This window comes from Streptomyces pactum (assembly GCF_002005225.1).
Lineage (GTDB): Bacteria > Actinomycetota > Actinomycetes > Streptomycetales > Streptomycetaceae > Streptomyces > Streptomyces pactum_A.
In genome coordinates, this window is sequence record NZ_CP019724.1 from 2,251,918 (window position 1) to 2,272,246 (window position 20,329).

Annotated in this window: 5 protein-coding genes; all 5 read right to left on the minus strand. The window is 73.0% G+C overall.

Features of this window, described 5'->3' with window-relative positions; translation table 11 throughout:
- Window positions 1-242 precede the first annotated feature (242 nt).
- Entirely contained in the window at window positions 243-3,689 is a 3,447-nt protein-coding gene (locus B1H29_RS09230; protein ID WP_055419779.1) for a non-ribosomal peptide synthetase, read from the minus strand.
- Window positions 3,686-11,593 (minus strand): hybrid non-ribosomal peptide synthetase/type I polyketide synthase, encoded by a 7,908-nt coding sequence (locus B1H29_RS09235; protein WP_055419780.1) that lies wholly within the window; start codon window positions 11,591-11,593, stop codon window positions 3,686-3,688. Before B1H29_RS09235 ends, B1H29_RS09230 begins: the two co-directional genes overlap by 4 nt.
- Window positions 11,593-18,009, minus strand: coding sequence for a MupA/Atu3671 family FMN-dependent luciferase-like monooxygenase (locus B1H29_RS09240; protein ID WP_055419781.1), 6,417 nt, complete (start codon window positions 18,007-18,009; stop codon window positions 11,593-11,595). Before B1H29_RS09240 ends, B1H29_RS09235 begins: the two co-directional genes overlap by 1 nt.
- An 80-nt stretch (window positions 18,010-18,089) precedes the next feature.
- Window positions 18,090-19,247: an acyl-CoA dehydrogenase family protein gene (locus B1H29_RS09245; protein WP_063787514.1), complete on the minus strand. Its 1,158-nt coding sequence runs from the start codon at window positions 19,245-19,247 to the stop codon at window positions 18,090-18,092.
- Window positions 19,248-19,570: 323 nt separating this feature from the next.
- The gene (locus B1H29_RS09250; protein WP_055419782.1) at window positions 19,571-20,131 is read right to left on the minus strand and encodes a hypothetical protein; all 561 of its coding nucleotides are present in this window, start codon (window positions 20,129-20,131) and stop codon (window positions 19,571-19,573) included.
- Between the last annotated feature and the right edge of the window lie 198 nt (window positions 20,132-20,329).

Sequence of the window (20,329 nt, forward strand, 5' to 3'; positions counted from 1 at the left end):
CGCGCGATCGCGCACCGCGGCGACGGGCACGCGGCGGTGTCCGTCGTGGTTCCGGGAGCCGCCCCTGCCGGGCCGGGCGCGCGACAGGCCGGCGCGGACCGGGCGGGGCGGGGCGGGAAGGAGACAACCATCCGGCAGGAGTCCCGGAAGAAGGCCGGGAGCCGGGTATGTCGGTCGCGCTGCGGGAACGTCGATACATTGCGGCAGCGTCCCGCTCATACTCTTAGCCGCCCTTCCCGGTGTCAAGGTCCGTCGGTCGAGGGCCGTTGCGGCCGGGTGGCCTGCCTGCGCCTCATCTGCCGGTGCTGTCGTCTGCCGCGTTCCCTGGCACCGTCCAGGCCGGCGGGCCCGTCCGGGCCGGCGGGCCCGTCCGGGCCGGCGGGCCCGTCCGGGCCGGCGGGCCCGTCCGGGCCGGTCGCGTCCCCCGCGAGGGTGGCCTGGGCGCGGACGGTGGTCGAGCGGAACAACTCCATCAACTCGGTGCGGATGCCCACGTCCGCCGCGAGCCGGCGGTGCAGTTCGATGAGCAGCAGCGAATGGCCACCGAGGTCGAAGAAGTTCTGGTCGAGGCCGATGTCGTGGACGCCCAGGAGGTCACGCCACACGTCGGCGACGGCCCGTTCCGTGTCGTTGCGGGGGGCGATTGCGGGCGCTTCGGTGCGTGCCGGGGCGGGCAGTGCCCTCCGGTCGATCTTGCCGTGCGCGGACAGGGGCAGAGCGGACAGCGCCACGAGCGCGGAGGGAACCATGTGGCGGGGCAGGCGTGCCCGCAGGTGCTCCATCACGGCACTCGTGTCGACGCCGCCCAGGCCCTCGTCCCCGGCGTCCCGCGGGACGAGGTAGCCGACGATCCGGGGCTCGTCCTGCCCCTCCCGCCGGACGGCCACGACCCCCTCCCGTACGAGGGGGCACGCGGTCAGGGCCGCCTCGATCTCGCCCAGCTCGACCCGGAACCCGCGAATCTTCACCTGGTCGTCGCCGCGCCCCAGGAACTCGAGGGTGCCGTCCCCGCGCAGCCGCACGAGGTCACCGGTCCGATACGTCCTGGCCTCGACCTCCCCGCCGGGCGGCTGCGCCGCGCCGGTCGAGCCGAGGTGACCGGGGACGAAGGCGGCCGCGGTGAGGTCCGGTCTGCCCACGTAGCCCCGGGCCACGTTGGCGCCGGAGACGCAGAGTTCCCCGGGGACCCCGGCCGGCACCTGCCGTCCGTCGCGGTCGAGCACGTGGACCGTCGTGTTGGGCAGCGGCCGGCCCAGCGGGGCGTTCACCGCCTCCGGGTCCGCGTCGCGGGGAACGAGCCAGGTCAGCACGCCCACAGTGGTCTCGGTGGGGCCGTAGTGGTTGTACACCCGGCAGTCCGGGCCGGCGGTGCGGGCGACGGAGCGCAGCCACTGCCAGGCCGAGGCCTCGCCGCCGATGACGAGACGGCGGCGGGGCAGCAGATCCGCGCACCGCCCCGAGCGCATGAGGGCCTTCAGATGGGAGGGGGCGATCTTCAGGCAGTCGACCCGGTGTCGCGTCATGTAGTCGGCGAGGGCGTCGGCGTCGAGGGCGCGCTCACGGGTGATCAGGTGCAGCACTCCCCCCGTGACCAGGGGAGGCACCAGCATGGTCAGGCACGAGTCGACGGTGAGCGGCTGCAGCATCGCGTAGCTCAGCGGTTCGTCGACGCCGAGCCGGTCCAGGACCGCGAAGGTGTAGTTGACGATCTGGCGGTGCTCGACGGCGACGCCCTTCGGCGCGCCGGTGGAGCCGGAGGTGTAGAGGACGTACGCGATGTTCCCGGGTGCCGCCCCGCCGTCGGGGCAGTCGGTGGGCCGGTCGCGCAGCGCGGTCCAGCCCGGGTCGAGTCGCACCGTCCTGATCGGGGCCCCGGGGTCCGCGACGCCCGTGTGGACGAGGACGGCGGCACCGGAGTCGGCCAGGACGGCCGCGCGGCGAGCCTCCGGGTCGGCGGGGTCCACCGGCACGTAGGCGCCGCCCGCCTTGAGCACGCCGAGCACGGCGACGGCCATGGCCGGGGTGCGTTCCAGAAGCAGACCGACCGGGCGTTCCGGTCCCACACCCGCCTCCCGCAGAAGGTGCGCCAGTTGGTTGGCGAGCCGGTCGAGTTCGGCGAAGGTGAGCGCGGTGTCCTCAGCCTGTACGGCGACGGCGTCCGGGGTGCGGGCGGCCTGCTCGGCGAACAGCTCGTGCACGCACGAGGCCGCCGCCGGGTACACGGTCCGTTCGGCGGGCGGGGCATGGTCGGCGTCGGTGGGCAGGGGCAGTGCGCCGACCGGGGTGTCCGGCGCCCCGAGAGCGGCGGTCACGAGCTGCCGCAGGTGTGCGGCCAGGCGGGTCACGGTCTCGCGGTCGAAGATCTCCGTGTCGTACTCGAACTGCCCGAGGACGGTGTCGCCGTCCTCGGCGAGGTTCAGGGTGAGGTCGCGCTTGCTGGTCCCGTTGTGGACCGGGAAGTCGGTCAGCCGCAGACCGGCCATGGTGGGGAAACGTGCTGCGGGGCGCAGCGTGCACATCACCTGGAAGTAGGGGACGGCGCCCCCGGTGCGGTCGGGGCGCAGCCGCTCCACGACCTTCTCGAACGGGACCTCCTGGTGGACGAGCGCCTCACCGGTCACCTCCCGGACGTGGCGCAGGACCTCGCGGAACGTCCGGTCGCCGTCGAGCCTGGCCCGCAGCAGCAGCGTGTTGACGAAGAGGCCGATCATCGGCTCGACCTGGGAGTGGCCACGGTTGGCCACCGAGGTGGCGACGAGGAAGTCCGTCCGGCCGGTGTAGCGGTACAGCAGGACGTCGAGGGCGGCCATGACGGCCATGAACAGGGTCGCGCCTTCGTGCCGTCCGAGCTCCCGGAGCCCGGTGACGGTGGCGGCGTCCAGGCCGAAGTCCACCACGTCGCCGCGGTACGCCGGGGTGAGCGGACGGGGCCGGTCGGCCGGAAGCTCCAGGACGGGTGGCGGGTCGGCCAGCACCCGTTCCCAGTAGGCGATCTGGTCGTCGTAGGCCGCGCCGCGCAGCCGGTCGCGGTGCCAGCGCGCGAAGTCGCCGTAGTGGACGGGCGTGGGTTCGGCGGCGGGCCTCTCGCCGCGCAGGACGGCGTCGTATCCGGCGGCGACCTCGCGCAGGAGTACGGCCCAGCTCAGGGCGTCGCCGACGAGGTGGTGCATGTTGAGCACCAGGACGTGGTCGTCCTCGGCGAGGGTGACGAGGTGGACGGCCAGGGGAGGCGCGCAAGTCAGGTCGAACGGGCGGGCCGCGACGGACCTGGCCAGCTCGCGGGCGCGCCGTTCCCGCTCCGGGGCCGGCTGCCCGGTCAAGTCGTGCCGCTGGACGGGTACCCGGTCCGGGTCGGGGGCGAAGTACTGCCGGGGTTCGGAGCCGTCCAGGCCGAACGTGGCGCGGACGACGGCGTGCCGGGCGATCGAGGCGTCCAGAGCGGTCTGGAGGGCCGGGACGTCGAGCGTGCCGGTCAGCCGTACCGCCGCGGGCACGTTGTACGCCCCCGTGCCGGGGAACATCTGCTCGAACAGCCACAGTTGACGTTGCGGGTACGACAGGGGGGCGCTGCCGCGCTCCGGGTGGGCGGCGATCCGCGACTCGGACCTCGTGCTCAGTCCGCGCTGAGCCAGCAGTCGGCGCATGGCCTCCCGCCGCTTGTCGGCGTTGTCTCCGCCGGTGCCGCTCACAGGTCCTCCTGGGTCAGCAGTCGATCGAGGTCGCTGTCGGACAGCTCCGCGACCCGCAGCACCAGCGCCGCGCGCTCGTCGACCTCGTGGCCGGTGCCGGGGTCGTCCCGCAGGGTCCGGACGACACCGGCGATGGTGGCGTCCGCGAAGAACCGGTCCAACGGGAACGCCGCGCCGAAGGCTTCCCGGATGCGTACGGCGAGCCGGGTGGCGAGCAGTGAGTAGCCGCCCGAGGCCCAGTAGTCGTCGTAGACGCCCACCGGTCCCTCGGTGCCGAGCGTCTCCTGCCACAGCACGGCGACCGCCCGTTCGGCGTCGTCGCGCGGTGCGACCGAGGTGGCCGTCGCGGTCCGCGCCTCGGTACGGGCGAGGTTGCTGAGCGCCCGGCGGTCGATCTTGCCGCTCGGGGTCAGGGGCAGCTCGGCGCAGGGCACGAACAGCGTCGGCACCATATAGGCGGGCAGCCGCCCGTGCAGATGCCGGCGCAGCTCCTCCGCGTCGACCCGCTGTCCCTCGGCCGCGAAGCAGTAGGCGGCCAGGACCTCGCCCTCGGCCGTCACGACGGCCTGTTCCAGTGAGGGATGGGCGGCGAGGGCCTGCTCGACCTCGGCGGGCTCGACCCGGAACCCGCGGACCTTGGCCTGCAGGTCGCTCCGGCCGACGTACTCGATCACCCCGTCGGACCGGAACCGCGCCCGGTCACCGGTGCGGTAGAGCAGTCCGCCGGGTCCGTCGGGGAAGGGGTTCGGCACGAAGCGCTCGGCTGTGAGGTCCGGCCGTCCGGCGTAACCCCGGCCGAGGGCGGGCCCGCCGATGTACAGGTCTCCCGCCACCCCGGCGGGGACCGGCCGCATCAGCTCGTCGAGCAGGTATGCGCTGGTGCCCGCGATGGGCCTGCCCAGAGGCACCTTGCCCGCCGCCACGTCGGCGTCGGTGAGCACGTGCCAGGTGACGTCGGCGGAGATCTCGGACGCCCCGTACAGGTTGAGCAGCACCCGGCCCGCAAGGGTCTCGAGGAAGCGGCCCGCGAGGTCGGCCGGAAGGGCTTCACCGCTGCTCACCCACAGGCGCAGGGCGGGCAGTTCGCCGGCGATGCCGGGCACCGTGTCGAGGAGGGTCCGCAGGAGGGACGGGACGAGCACGATGCGGGTGACCCGGTGCTCGGCGAGCGCCGCGACCAGCGCGGGCGGGTCCACGAGCAGGGACTGCGGCAGCACCACGACCGGTACGCCCTGGCAGAGCGGCCCGAAGATCTCCCAGAACGAGTCGAGGAAGTTCAGCGAAGTCTTCTGGCAGAGGACCTCTCCGGGCCGGAAGGGGAACTCCCGCCACATCCACTCCAGTCGGTTGACCATGCCCCCGTGCAGGCCGACGACGCCCTTGGGGACGCCGGTCGAGCCGGAGGTGTAGAGGACGTAGGCGGGCTGGGCGGGATCGACGCGTACGTCGAGGGGGGTGGTGGGCCGGTCGGCGGACGCCCGCCGCAGCGCGTCGACGTCCACCGTCCGCGCGGTGTGCGTGCCCTCGCCGAGGCGCTCCCGGTACTCGCCCTCGACCAGCACCAGGTCGGCTCCGGCGTCGGCCAGCATGAACCGGAGCCGGTCCGTCGGGTACGCGGGGTCGAGGGGCACGTAAGCGGCACCGGCCTTCATGACGGCCAGCAGCAGCACGATCGTCCGCGGGGATCGCTCGGCGCAGACGGCGACGCGTGACTCGGCACCGACGCCCCGTCGCCGCAGTTCCCTGGCGAGCTGGTTGGAGGCGGCCTCGACCTCCCCGAAGGTCAGGGACGCGGCGGGGTCCAGCGCGTCGCGGACAGCGACCGCGTCCGGCGCGGCGGCGGCGCGCTCTTGGAACATCTCGGGCAGGGAGCGCCGACCGACGTGGCCCTCGGGTCCGTGCGCCCACTCGCCGGTGACCTTCGCCCGCTCGGTCTCCGAGAGCAGGTCGAGGCGCGCGAGGGGCCGGTCGGGGTCCGCCACGACCTTGTTCAGCAGGGTGACGAAGTGCGCGCCGATCCGGCGCACGGTCTCCTCGGTGAACAGGTCCGTCGCGTACTCCAGGATGCCGACCGCCTCGTCGCCCGTCTCACGAAGCATGATCATGAGGTCGAACTTGGCGTTGACGGCGGGCATCGGCACCTGTTCGAGGTGCAGTCCGGCGAGGTCGAGGGGAGGCAGCGGGGCGTTCTGCAGGACGAGGACGTTCTGGAACAACTGTCCGTGGCCCAGGCTCCGTTCGGGTGCGACGGCCTCCACGACCAGCTCGAACGGCAGCTCCTGGTGGGCGTAGGCGGCGAGCGTCGTCTCCTTGACCCGCCCCAGCAGGTCGCGGAACGACAGGCCGGGGTCGACGTCGGTGCGCAGGGCCAGCATGTTGACGAAGACGCCGATCAGGTTCTCCACGTCGGGATGGGTGCGCCCGGCGATCGGGGAGCCGACGACCACGTCCCGCTCGCCCGAGTACCGGTGCAGCAGGAAGGTGAAGGCCGCGAGCAGCGTCATGAACAGGGTGGCGCCCTGGCTGCCGCCCAACTGCTGGAGGCCCTTGACCAGCGGGCCGGGCAGTGTGAGCGGCACGGTCGCGCCGGCGAAGCTCTGGGCCGCCGGGCGCGGGTGGTCCGGTGGGAACTCCACGAGCTGGGACGCGCCGGCGAGCTGCGTCCGCCAGTACTCGGCCAGTTCCTCGCGCTTCGGCCCCTCGAGCCGCGCCCGCTGCCAGGCGGAGTAGTCCGCGTACTGGACGGGCAACGACGGCGGTTCCTCGGTGGCCGCGCCGAGACGGCGGGCGTAGTGGATGCCGAGTTCCCGTACGAGGACGCCGGTGGACCAGGCGTCGGACACGCTGTGGTGCATCGTGAGCAGCAGGATGTGCTCCTCGTCGCCCACCCGCAGCAACGCTGCCCGCAGCAGGGGCGCCCGGGTCAGGTCGAACGGCCGCCGCGACTCGGCGAGGGCCAGCTCCTCCCAGCGCTGCCGCCGCTGTTCCTCCGGCAGGTCGCGGAGGTCGGTGACGGGCAGCGGAACGGAGACGTCCGCCGCGATGCGCTGGGTGGGCCGCTCGCCGTCGAGGCCGAAGGACGTCCGCAGGGCCTCGTGCCGGGCCACGATGTCGTCGAGGGACCGCCGCAGCACCTCGGCGTCCAGCAACCCTTCGACGCGCACGACGTCGGGGATGTTGTAGACGGAGTTGCCGGGGGTGAGCTGGTCGATGATCCAGAACCGTTGCTGCCCGTACGACAGGGCCAGCGCCTCGTCGCGCGGCGCGACCGGGATGGGGTCCTGGGCCGCCGCCTCGCTCTCGTCGCTGCGCACGTATTCCGCGAGACCGGCCACGGTCGGCCGGCGCAGCAGGTTGAGCAGCGACAGTTCGACGCCCAGCGCCGCGCGGGCCCGCGACACGATCTGCGTCGCGAGCAGGGAGTGCCCGCCGAGTTCGTAGAAGTCGTCGTCGCGGCCGACCGTGTCGATGCCCAGCATCTCGGCCCAGATCTCCGCGATGACCGTCTCCGTGGCGTCGCACGGCTCCGTGTAGCCGGTGCTCAGCTCCGGTCGCGGGTGGCGGGCCCCGCCGGCGAGTACGGGACCGCGCCTGGCTGCCTCCGGGTGGCGGACCCACCGGTCGAGCCGCTCCTCCAGGTCGGCGGTGACGATGGTGGTCACGCCGGCCTCGGCGCTCTCCGCGATACGGCTCAGCAGCCGGACGCCGTCCGCGACGCCGACGCCGTAGCGGGTGACGCTGGTCATCGGGCGGCCGAGGCCGTCGTCGGGTATCCAGTCCTCCATGTCGACGCTGATCCACCGCGTCCCCGGCTGTTCGGCCCTGGCCTGGGCGAACGAGTCCAGGAACACACAGGCCGAGGTGTAGCCGGCGGTGCCGAGGCCGCCGAGCAGCGCCGCGTTCGAGGAGAACAGCAGCACGAACTCGGGCTCACGTGCGGCCAGGGTCCGTTCCAGTACACGCGTGCCGTCGACCTTGGCGCGCATCACTCCGTCCAGCCACCGCCGGTCGAGGGTGTCGATGGGCGCGAAGGCGTTCTCGCCGACGATGCCGGCGGCGTGGAACACGCCGGTGACGGGTCCGAGCAGCCGCTCCGTCTGCGCCAGGGCCCGTTCCATCCCCGCCTCGTCGGTGACGTCCGCCCGTTGCACGAGGACACGCGCGCCGCGTTCCCGCATGGCGCGCAGCCGCCGGATACTGCGGCTGGTGGGGTCGGCGTCGCCGTGGCGGGCCGTCCAGCCGTCCCACTCCTCCTCGCCGGGGAAGGCGGAACGCCCGATCAGCACGACGGACGCGGCCATGCCGGCCAGGTGGTCGGCCAGTTCCAGGCCGACCGCGCCGAGCCCGCCCGTGATCACGTACACGCCGTCGCCGCGCAGGGGGCCGCGGGCCGTGCCGAGCGTCAGCGGCTGGAAGGTCCGCGTCCACCGGGTACGTCCGCGGTAGGCGATCAGGCGCTCGTCGGGCGCCTCCGCGATGACGTCGACGAGCCGGTCCGCGAGTTCGCCCGCGCCGGAGCCCAGGGTGTCGTCCGGGGCGACGTCGACGCAGTGGACGCTGATTCCCTCGTACTCCTGCGGGACGCACTTGGCGGCACCCAGCAGGGTGGCGACCTCCGGCCTCGGCCGGTCGGCGCGCTCGACGCGGACGAGCCCGTGGGAGACGACCCACAGGTCGACGGGAGCGGCGGCGCTGCGGGCCGAGAGGGCCCTGGACAGCCACAGCAGGCTGTGCATGCCGCGGGTAGCGGGGTCGTCGTCCGGGGCGTCGCCGTCCGCGTCGACACTCCACAGGTGGAGCACCTTCGCGGGCCACCGGTCGCCGTCGAGCACGGCCAGCAGTTCGGCGTAGGCGGCCGGGTCGGCCGGGTCGATCCAGTGGTCGACGGCGCTCCGGGGGCCGTCGGCGGGCGCCGGGGTGCCGGGCGCGACGACGGTCAGCCGGTGTCCGGCCGCCGTGGCGCGGTCCTTGACGCTCCGGGCCAGCGGGTGCGGCAGGCCGTCCCGTCCGACCGGGGCGAGGAGTAGCCAGTGCTCGCCGGCGGGGCGGGGCGGCGCCGGGGGCGGCATGGGCGCCGACTGCCAGGCGGGAGCGAGCAGCCAGGACTCGGGGTCGTTCGGCCGGGTGGTGGCGGGCAGTCGCCGGGAGGGCCCGGAACGCTCGCCCGGCGGGTCGAACCGGCAGCGTGTGCGCTCGAACGGATAGGCGGGCAGCCCGACCCTCCGGCGCCCGTCGGGGTCCGCCAGGGCATCCCAGTCGACGGTCTGGCCGGTGGTCCACAACTGGGCGACGGCGTCCAGGAGATGACTGAGGTCGTCGGGGCGGCGGCGGTCGTAGACGGCCCGGAGCGAGGGCAGCACCACGGGACGCGCCCGCGGGTCCGCCTCGGCGAGGTGCTCCGCCGCCAGCGCGCTCAGCGACTGCCCGGGGCCCACCTCGACGAGGGAGCGGTCCCGATCCGCGCACAGGGTGGCCAGCCCGTCCGCGAACCGGACGGTGCTGACGCTGTGCCGGGCCCAGTACATGGGGTCGGTGGCCTGTTCCGGGGTCATCCAGGTGCCGGTCACGTTGGACACGAGCGGGATGCGGGGCGGCGAGAGCGGTATCCCGGCGATCAGCTCCGCGAGGGGCGCGGCCATGCCGGCGACCATGGGCGAGTGGAAGCCCCGTTCGGCGCGCATCCGCCGGGCGGCGATCCGGCGGTCGGCGAGGCGCCGCTCCAGCGCCTCGATCTCGTCGACCGGCCCCGACACGGCGGTCAGGGCGGGCCCGTTGACGAGGGCGACGGCCAGGGATCCGTCGAGGTGCCCTTCGGTCTCCTCCGCACCGAGCGGGACGGCCAGCATGGCGCCTTCCGGCATCCCGTCGAACAGCTTGGCGCGGGCGACGACCACGTTCAGGGCGTCCTCCAGGGCGAAGACGCCCGCGACGGTGGCGGCGACGTACTCGCCCAGGCTGTGCCCGATGAGCGCGGAGGGCGACACGCCGAGCGACTGCCACAGCCGGGCCAGCGCGTACTCGACGACGAACAGCGCCGGATGGGCGAGCCCGGTACGCCGCAGCGGGTCGTCCTCCTCGTCGGGTCCGCCGAACATCATGCGCCGCAGGTCGAACCCGCCGCTCGCGGGCGCCTCGACGGCCGGGCCGCGCAGCCCCAACTCGTCCCGCAGGTCGCGGCCGAGGAGCGGCAGGAGCAGGTCGCAGCACTCGTCCACGGCCGCCCGGAATTCCGGCATGCCCTGGTACAGGTCCCGGCCCATCCCCCGGTACTGGTCTCCGAGTCCGGCGAACATGAAGGCGACGGGCCGGTCCTGGCGGGCCGCGGTCCCCTCGTGCAGCCGCGCGGGGTCGCCGCCGCCCAGTACGGCGAGGGCGTCCTCGCGGTCCCGCGCCACGAACGCCCCGCGGTACTCGAACGGGACCCGGCCCTGCCGCAGGGTGTGGGCGACGTCCGCCGTCGTCAGCTCGGGCCGCTCCTCCATGTGGCGGGCGAGCCTTGCGGTCATCTCCTCCAGCGCGGAGGGCGTCTTGGCGGACAGGACGAGGAGCTCCGGCCCGGTGCCGTCCGGGGCGAGCGGGATGGCGGGCGTCTGTTCCAGGAGGATGTGGGCGTTGGTGCCGCCGAAGCCGAAGGCACTGACGCCGGCCCGCCGGGGGCCGTCCCGGTCGGGCCAGTCGACGAGCTCCGTGTTGACGTAGAAGGGGCTCGCCGCGAAGTCGATCTGCGGGTTGGGGGCGTCGAAGTTCAGTGACGGCGGGATCTTCCCGTGGTGCAGGGCCAGGGCCGTCTTGATCAGGCCGGCCGCGCCCGCCGCGGCGTCCAGGTGCCCGATGTTGGTCTTGACGGAGCCGATGGCGCAGTACCCGGTGGCGTCGGTGCCCTGCCGGAAGGCCTTGGTCAGCGCGGCGACCTCCACCGGGTCGCCGAGCTTCGTGGCGGTGCCGTGCGTCTCGACGTAGGAGATGGTCCGCGGGTCGACGTCCGCGATCTTCTGCGCGCGCAGGACGACCTCGGCCTGGCCGTCCAGGCTGGGCGCGGTGAAGCCGACCCGGTTGGCGCCGTCGCTGTTGACCGCGGACGCCTTGATGACGGCGTACACGGTGTCGCCGTCCTCCAGGGCGTCGTCCAGCCGCTTGAGGGCGAGGACGCCCGCCCCACTGCCGAAGATCGTGCCGTCACCGGCCGCGTCGAAGGCCCGGCACCGCCCGTCGGAGGAAGCCGTGCCGCCGGGGACGTGGACGTAGCCCGTGCGCTCGGGCAGCACCACCGTGCTTCCGCCGGCCAGAGCCACGTCGCACTGGTAGCTGAGCAGACTGTCGCAGGCGAGGTGGGCGGCGACGAGCGAGGTCGAGCAGCCGGTCTGGACCGTCATGCTGGGGCCGCGCAGATCGAGGTGGTACGAGACCCGGCTGCTCAGGAAGTCCTTGTCGTTGCCGAGCATGGCGAGCTGCGTGTCGGAGTCGCCGATGTCCGGGTGGTCGAGCAGGTTGTACAGCAGGTAGGTGCTCAGGCCCATGCCGGCGTAGACGCCGATGGTGCCGGACCGGCCGGACGCGGTGTGCCCGGCATGCTCCAGCGCGGCCCAGGCGGTCTCCAGGAAGAGCCGCTGCTGCGGGTCGAGCAGCGCCGCCTCGCGCGGGGAGTACCCCCAGAAGCGGTGGTCGAAGCCCTCGGGGTCGTCGATCGGAGCGCCCGCGGGGACGAAGCCGGGCTGCCCCGACACCTCCGGCGGCACGCCCAGCCCGGCCAGTTCCTCCGGGGTGAAGTGCCGGATGGACTCGACTCCGTCGCGCAGGTTCGCCCAGAACGTCTCGACGTCGGGCGCGCCGGGGAACCGGCAGGCCATGCCCACGACGGCGATGTCCGATCCGTGGTCCTGCGCCGGCTCGTTGAGTTCACTCATCACGCCCTGCCCCTTCCACCGAGCCCGCGGGACCTTCGCCTGCTGTCGCGCTGACGGCGCGCTCGTTCCTCGCTGTCGGAGAACACCCGCTGCTCCGTAGCGGCGCCGCCCTCGCCCAGATGGGTGGCGAGCGCGCTGACCGTGGGGTGCTCCAGGAGCTTGATCAGGGGCAGCTCCACGCCCGTTTCACGCTGCAGCCGGTTGTGGACCTGGACCATCAGCATGGAATGTCCGCCGAGGTCGAAGAAGTTGTCGTACAGCCCGACCGACTCGACTCCGAGCACCTCGCTCCAGATCGCGGCGATCGACCGCTCCAGCTCCGTCACGGGTGCCGCCTTGGCGCCGTTCCCGGAGCCTGCCCACTCCAGGGCCGCCAGTGCCTTGACGTCGACCTTGCCGTGTGCGGTGCGCGGCAGGTCGGGCAGGAGGACGAACCCGCTGGGGACCATGGACTGGGGCAGCCGCTCGCGCAGGCCGCGCTGGAGGTCGCGGACGGACGGGGCGGCGCCGTCGGCCGCCACCACGCAGGCGACGAGCCGGGAGCCGGCGGACGTCTCCCGCTGGGCGATCACGACGGCTTCCCGTACGTCCTCGCGGGCCGCCAGGGCCGCCTCGATGTCTCCGAGCTCGATGCGGTGCCCTCGCACCTTGACCTGCCGGTCGATCCGCCCGAGGAACTCGACGCGGCCGTCCGGGCGGTAGCGGGCGAGGTCGCCGGTGCGGTACAGCCGCGCCCCGGGCGTGCGGGTGAACGGGTTCGGTACGAACTTCTCGGCGGTCGCGTCCGGGCGGCCCCAGTAGCCGCGGGCCAGCCCGGCGCCCCCGATCACCAGTTCGCCGGCCACGCCGACCGGGACGGGGCGCAGCCCGTCGTCGACGATGTGGATCTGGGTGTTGGCAATGGGGCCGCCGAGCGGCACCGTCTCCTCCACGTCGGTCACCTCGTGGGTGGCCGACCAGATCGTGGTCTCGGTGGGGCCGTACATGTTGATCAGCCGGGCGGGCAGTTGTTCGCGCAGTTCCCGGGCGAGGTCGGGCGGGAGCGCCTCGCCGCCCAGCAGCAGCGCCCGCAGGGACGTCAGTCCGCTCAGGGCCGCCTTGTCGAGGGCCATCAGCCGCATCGCGGAGGGGGTCGCCTGGAGCAGGGTCGGCCGCCAGGCGGCGATCTGGCCGGCGAGGGACATGTCCTCGCCCCCGGCGGTGCCGGCTTCGGCGGCGGTGTCGCGTCCACTGCGCCGGCGCACCTGGTCGAGGGCCGGCAGCCCGTCCAGGACCGTCCGGCGGGGCAGTCCGAAGTCCACCAGGCAGGCGATCTCGTCGACCCCCGCCTCGGCGCACCGCTCGATCAGCGGGCGTACGGACTCGGGCGTGCCGAACAGCGCGCCGGTGTCGAAGTACCGGTTGAAGGCGAACTCCAGCAGGTCGTCCATGTCGGACTTGCTCATGCCGGCGAGGTCGACGGGCAGGCCGAGCGTGCGCACCAGGTTCTCGATCAGACCGACCGACGACCGCAGGTAGGCGGTGAAGGGTTCGCGGACCTGCTCCTTCACCGCTTCGACGTCGTCACCGATGAAGGTGTGCAGCATCAGGGTCAGCACGCCGGCGTCCGGGTCGTGGCCGTGCTGGAGCCGGGCCTCCCGGTAGCGGCGTACGTTCTCCGCGACCTGCTCGACGGTCTGGCCGAGGAGGTGCGTGAGGACGTTCGCGCCGATGGCTCCCGCCCTGGCGAAGGTGTCGGGGCTGCCGGCGGCGGTGATCCAGGTGGGCAGCGCGGGCTGCAGCGGGGCGGGGCGGATGGCGATGTCCACCGGCTTGCCGGTGCCGCCGGGCAGGGAGACCGTCTCCCCCCGCCACAGCCGCTGCACGGTGTCGATGTCCCGGAACATCTGCTCCTTGCGGTCCTCGTACCGCTCCGGGAAGAAGACGAAGTCGTCGGCGTGCCAGCCGGAGGCGAACGCGACGCCGGCCCGTCCGCCGGAGATGTTGTCGACGAGGGACCACTCCTCCGCCACGCGCACCGGCGAGTGCAGCGGCAGGACGACACTGCCCGCACGGACGGCCACGTCGCGGGTGACGGCGGCGATGGCGGCGCTGAGCACCGAGGGGTTGGGGTAGAGGCCGCCGAACTCGTGGAAGTGCCGCTCGGGGGTCCACACCGCGGTGAAGCCGTGCTGGTCGGCGAAGCGGGCGCTGTCGAAGACGAGGTCGTAGCGCCGGCCGGCGTCGTCCGTGCCGGACCGGGCGTCGCTGGCGAAGAAGAACAGGCTGAAGTCGACGGGCTTGGCCGGGGCCGACGGCGCGGCCTGCCGGGAGAGCACGTCCTGCGCCAGTACCACCTTGGCGCCTCGGGTGAGCGTCCACAGCAGTTCCAGGACGGAGATGTCGAACCCGGCGTTGGTCACGGCGAGCATCGTGTCGTCGGTCCCGCACCCGACCTTCTCGTCCATGGCGGCGAAGAAGTTGCCCACATTGCGGTGGGTGACCACCACGCCCTTGGGGACGCCGGTCGAGCCGGAGGTGTAGAGGAGGTACGCGGCGTTGTCCGCGGATGCCCGGCCGGCCGGGCATCCGGTCCGCCCGTCGGGTGTGGCGAGGACGGTGTCGACGTCGAGGAGGGGGACGGCTCCTTCGGCGACCCGGTGCGCCACGCGGCTGCGGGTCACGAGCAGGTCGAGCCGGGCGTCCGAGACGACCACGTCCAGCCGGTCGCGCGGGTAGTCCGGGTCGAGCGGCACGTACGCGCCGCCGGCTTTGAGGACGCCCAGCATCGCGACGACCAGCTCCGGGGAGCGGTCCAGGCAGATGCCGACCCGGGACTCCGCGCCGACACCCCTCGCCACGAGCTCCCGGGCCAGCCGGTCCGACGCCTGGGACAGCTCCTCGAAGGTCAGCCGCGCCGACCCGAAGACCACGGCGACGACGTCGGGCGTACGCGCGGCCGCGGCCTCGAACTCCTCGTGGACACACAACTCCCCGGGGAGGTCCAGGGCGGTGTCGTTCCAGTCGGCGAGCACCCGCCGGCTCTTCTCGTCGCTCAGCAGCGGCAGCGCGGACAGGGTCCGGTCGGGGTCGGCGGCGATGCCCGCGAGCAGGGTGCGGAAGTTGTCGGCGAGGTCGGCGACGGTGGCGCGGTCGAACAGGTCGGCGTTGAACTGGAGGCGTCCGACGAGACCGTCCCCGTGCTCCGCGACGATCATGGTGAGGTCGAACTGCGCGGTCCGCTGCGGCACGTGGACCGGCGCCAGGTCGAACCCCGCCACGGTGAACGGCCGCGTCCCGTGCCCGGTGGCGACCGCGGCGAGGTCGCCGGGGAAGCGGGAGGGTGCCTGGTGGTGGATGAACATGGCCTGGAAGACGGGGGACCGTGCCGGGTCGCGGCCCGCCTGGAGCTGCTCGGCCAGCAGGCCGAACGGGTACTTCTGGTGGGCCAGCGACTCGGAAACGGTCCGGGAGAACCGGGTCAGCAGCTCGCGGAAGACCGGGTCGCCGCCGAGGTCGCCGCGGATGACGACGGGGTTGACGAAGTAGCCGACGGTGTCCACGTACGCGGGGCGGCCCCGGCCGGACACCGGCGAGCCGACCAGGATGTCGGTCTGGCCGCTGTAGCGGTGCAGCAAGACCTCGAACGCGCACAGCAGCGCGGTGTACAGCGTCGTCCCCGACTGCCGGGCCAGGGCGGTGAGCCCGCCGAGCAGTCCCGCGTCCACGGTGAAGTCGTGGGTGTCCCCGCGGTATGTCTGGACGGGCGGGCGGGGCCGGTCGGTGGGCAGCTCCAGTACGGGCAGTTCGCCGCCGAGCCGCTCTCCCCAGAACGCGGCGGCGGCCTCGCCCTCGGCGCTCTGCGCGTACCGCTTCTGTGCCGCGACGAAGTCCGCGTAGTCGCCGGCCGGCGGAAGTTGCGCGGCCGTGCCGGTCAGCGCCGCCCGGTAGCAGCGCGCCAGTTCGTCCACGACCAGGGACATCGACCAGAAGTCCGCGACGATGTGGTGCATGACGAGCAGCAGTACCCGCCGGCCGTCGGCGCCCGCGTACAGCAGGGCCCGTACGAGGGGTCCTCGCGTCAGGTCGAAGGGCTCGGCGGCGGCGTCCGCGAGCAGGTCTTCCAGGGCGTCCGGCGCGGCGTCCGCGACGTCCGTACGGTCGAGGACGACCTTCCGCCCGGCGTCGATCCGCCGCACCGGGTGCCCGTCACCCGCGGTGTACGAGGTGCGCAGCGCGGCGTGGCGCTCCACCACCCGGTCGAGCGCCCGCTGCAGGGCGCCCGGGTCGACGTCGTCGGGGAGGCGTACGGCGCCCGCGACGTTGTAGGCGGGGCCGCAGCCGGTGACGTGGTCGAGGAACCACAGGCCGCGCTCGCCGTGGCTCAGTTCGTCGGGTGAGGTGGCGGGAGGTGCGTCGGGTCCGGCGGCCTCGGGTACGACCGTGTCCGAGGCGGCCTCGACGGCGGCGACCACGGTCGCGAGGACGTCCCGGACCGGGGCGCCGTGCATGGCCCCGTACCCGAGTTCGACGCCGAACGCCTTCTCCACCTCGTGCTGGATCTCCAGGAGGTCGAGGGAGTCGAGGCCCAGTGCGGGGCCGGACAGGCCGAGGTCCAAGGCGTCGGGGTCGCCGCCCGCGCGCCGCGCGATGCCCGTCCTCAGGAACGCCTCCACCGTCTTCGGTGTGCCTGCCTGGCCGGGTCGCGCGACGCTGGTGGCGGTGGAGGCGTCAGCCGCGTCGTCCTGGCCGTACTCGTGGACGCCGAGCACGGCGAGCGTGCCGGCCAGGTACTGCTCGCGGGCCGCGAACCGCTGGATCTTCCCGCTCGACGTGCGCGGCAGCCGTCCGGGCCGGACCAGCGCGAAGGCGTACGGGGCGATGAGGTGGTCCTCTCCCACGGCGGTCCGCACCGCCGCCGCGACCTCCCGCACGTCGGCGTCGCGGGCGACCCGCTCCGCCTCGTGCGCGACGACCAGCACCTCCTGGCCGTCGACCGGGATGGTGAAGCAGGCTCCGCCGTTGTGCCGGAGTGCCGGGTGGGAACGGAAGGCGGTGTACTCGATGTCCTGCGGGTAGTGGTTCACCCCGCGCATGATGATCAGGTCCTTGATGCGGCCGGAGACGAACAGCTCGCCGTCGACGACGTATCCGAGGTCGCCGGTGCGCAGGAAGGGGCCTTCCTCCGAGCCCTCGATGCGCGCGCCGAACACCTCGGCGCTGGTCTCGGGGCGCTCCCAGTAACCCTGGGCGACGCTCGGGCCGCTGACCCAGATCTCCCCGACCTCTCCGTCCACGCGGCGTCGGCGCGTCTCGGGGTCGACGATGGCCAGTTCCTGTTCCGGGGAGGGCTGTCCGCAGCCCACCTCGCGGCCGGCGCCCTCGGTTTCGCGTACGACGGGTGCCGCCTTGGGCGAGCCGCCGGTGACGATGAGGGTGCCCTCGGCCAGTCCGTAGCAGGGGTAGAACGCCTCGCGGCGGAAGCCGGTGGGCGCCAGGAAGTCCGCGAAGGCGTCCATGACGTCGGCGCGGATGGGCTCGGCGCCGTTGAAGGCGACCTGCCAGCAGCCGAGGTCCAGGCCCTCCATCTGCTCGGGGGAGATCTTGCGCATACACAGCTCGTAGCCGAAGTTCGGTCCGCCGCTGGTCGTGGCGCGGTGGTCGGAGATGGTCCGCAGCCAGCGCAGGGGGTCGGCCGCGAAGGACATCGGCGGCATCAGCACCGTCGGGTATCCGGTGTACAGCGGCTGCAGGATGCCGCCGATGAGGCCCATGTCGTGGTAAGGCGGCAGCCAGATCACGGTTTTGCTGTCGGGTGTGAGCTGGAAGAACCGCTCGATGTCCGCACCGTTGTGCAGCAGGTTCCCGTGGCTGACCATCACCCCCTTGGGGGTGCCGGTGGAGCCGGAGGTGTACTGGAGGAAGGCGAGCGCGTCACGGGGCACCGGGGCCGGCCGCCAGTCGGTCTCCGGGGCCAGGTCGGTGTCGACCCCGATCCACCGGAGCGTGCCCAACAGGGGGTTGGACTCGGCGAACGTGTCGCGCTGCGCCGCGACGGCCCCGAGGGTCAGGGCCGCGGTCGGGCGGGCGTCGGAGACGATCGCCTCCAGCCGGGACAGGCTACGGACCAGAGCGGACCCGTTCGGCGGGTACACGGGAACGGCGATGACCCCGGCGTACAGGCACCCGAAGAACGAGGCGACGTAGTCGAGTCCGGGCGGCAGGACGAGCACGACGCGTTCCCCCGGGGCGCAGTGCCGCCGCAGTGTCGCGCCGATCTGCCGGGCCCGGGCGTCGAGTTCGCCGTAGGTCCAGGAGACCTCGCTGTCGCGCTCCAGGAAGGTGTAGGCGACGGAGTCGGGCTGCTCCGCGGAGCGACGCAGCAACAGGCCGGTGAGCGAGTCGGCGACGCGGCTCGCAGGCCGTCCACTGTTCATCGAGGCTGGTCCTTCCCCCGTGATCGAGGTGTTGTCTGCGGTGGCCGGTTCTGCGGCCCGGGCGACGTACCGGTCGGTGGTCAGCCGCGGCCTACGACCTGCCTGGCGTACTGGCCGAGCATGGACTGCTGGATCTGGGTGGTGCCCTCGATGATCTCCATGACCTTGGCGTCCCTGAAGTGCCGTTCCACCTGGCCGGGAGTGCCGATGCCCTGCGCTCCCTGGATCTGGACGGCGTCGGCGGCGGCCTGGTTGGCCAGCAGCGAGGCACGGTACTTGGCCATGAGGGTGAGGTTGACCGCGTCCGCCTCGCCCTGGTCCTTGCTCAGTCCGGCCTGGTGGCACAGAGCCCTGGTGGCGGCGATGTCGGTGACCATGTCGGCGAGCATGCGCCGCACCAGTTGGTGGTCGCTGACCGGGCCGCCGTACTGGTGGCGCCCGTCGGCGTAGCGGACCGAGGCCTCCATGCACGCCTGGGCCAGTCCCACCGATCCCCACGCGGTGCTGTAGCGGCCCAGGTCGAGGGAGGAGGAGGCGATGAAGGTCAGGCCCATACCGGGCCGGCCCACGAGCGCCTCGGCGGGGATGCGGCAGTCGTCGAAGACGAGCTCACCGAGCATCGAACCCCGCAGCCCCAGCAGGCCGTTGAGGGGGTTGACGGTGAGGCCGGGGGTGTCCCGCTCGACCAGGAACGCGGTGTGCTTGCCGTCCAGTTTGGCGAAGACGAGGAAGAGGTCCGCGATCTGGCCGAAGCTGATCCACTTCTTGCTCCCGCGCAGGACGAAGCCGTCCGCACCGTCCGGGGAGGCGACGGGCTCGGCCTCCATCTCGATGGAGGCCGCGTCGGAGCCGATGCCCGGTTCGGTGAGGGCGAAGGCGGCGAGCGTCTCGCCGCGGCGGATCGGTCCGATCCAGCGGTCGCGCTGCTCGGCGGTGCCCCAGCGGTCGAGGGCCTGGGCCACCATGTCCTCGACCGCGACGAAGTTGCGGATGTTCTGGCAGGCGCGGCCGAACTCCTCACTCATCAGCCCGTACGTCACCCAGTCCATGCCGCCGCCACCGCTGTCCACCCGCACGGGCGCCGCGAGGCAGCCTTCGTCGGCGAGCGCGCGCACCACGTCCGTGGAGATGGCCTGTTCGGCGTCGAACGCGGCGGCGTGCGCAAGGATCTCCTTCTCGGCGAAAACCTTGAACCGGCTCCGGGCCGCCCGCTGATCCACAGACAACTGGACGATCACAAACAAGCACCACCTTGTGTCGCGAGCGGAGGATTGAACTGCCCGCGCCGCGGTGGACGCGCGCGAGCCGAGCGTCATCGGTCGAAGGGACGCTCGTGGAAGTGGGGAAGACCGGGGTGGGCCGCAGGACGCCGGGGCGGTACCGCGTGGCGTCTCAACGGTGCCGGCGTCACCGCCGGGATGGTGCTCCGCCTGACCCGTTCGAAGGACGGTTCGAGGGGCGACCTGCACAGACACCTGTGCAATCTGGCTTTCATGTTCTTAGCCGTCCAACCGGAAGTCAAGAGCCAACTGCCGCCACGCGCAGCCCTCCACGGACGGTGTCAGCCCACGGACTGGAGCACATCGGCCTCGTAGTAGTAGACCCTGCGGCCGTCCGCGCGACGCCGCCAGGCGTTCACCGACGCGAGCCGGTAGACGTTGCTGGTGGACAGGCCCCACAGCTTGGACACCTCCACGACGGTGAGCCACCGCTCGCCGCCCGAGGCGTTCTGCCGGCTCACCTGCCGGTCCAGTTCGCGCCAGCGGTGGGCCGGCCAGGCGTGCTCGGGGTCGACGTCGCAGCGCAGTTCGCTCGGCAGGAGCTGTTCATGGGGCTGGATCACGGCGACGAGGGAGCCGCCGCACCGTTGCTCGACACACGGGCCGACCCTGAACTTGCGCACCCGGTGGGGGTAGGCGGCTCGCTTCGCTGTGGCCGCCGTCTCGGCGATCTCGGCGACGACGTCAGCGGCTGCCGTGTGCGCGCAGAGCCAGTGGGCATGGCGGTGCAGAAAGGCCGCCATGGCGGCGACCGACCGGTCGGGGGCGGCACAGGCCCGCTCGTTGGCGACCAGGTCGGACCACGCCAGCAGGCGCGCCCGGACGAAATCCCGGGCCTCCACGGCACTGGAATTGAGCGAAATCCCCCGACCTGGCTGACGGGACACCTTCTCGCCCTTCTGCGGCGACACCGTCAGCATTTCCTCGCACTGGCGGTAAAGGCGCGGAAGAGATGTCAGATTTCGCCTGAACTGATCGAAACAACTTCCGCACACATGCAGTCGGGCCTGACCGACCTGCCGCATTCGAATGACGTCACA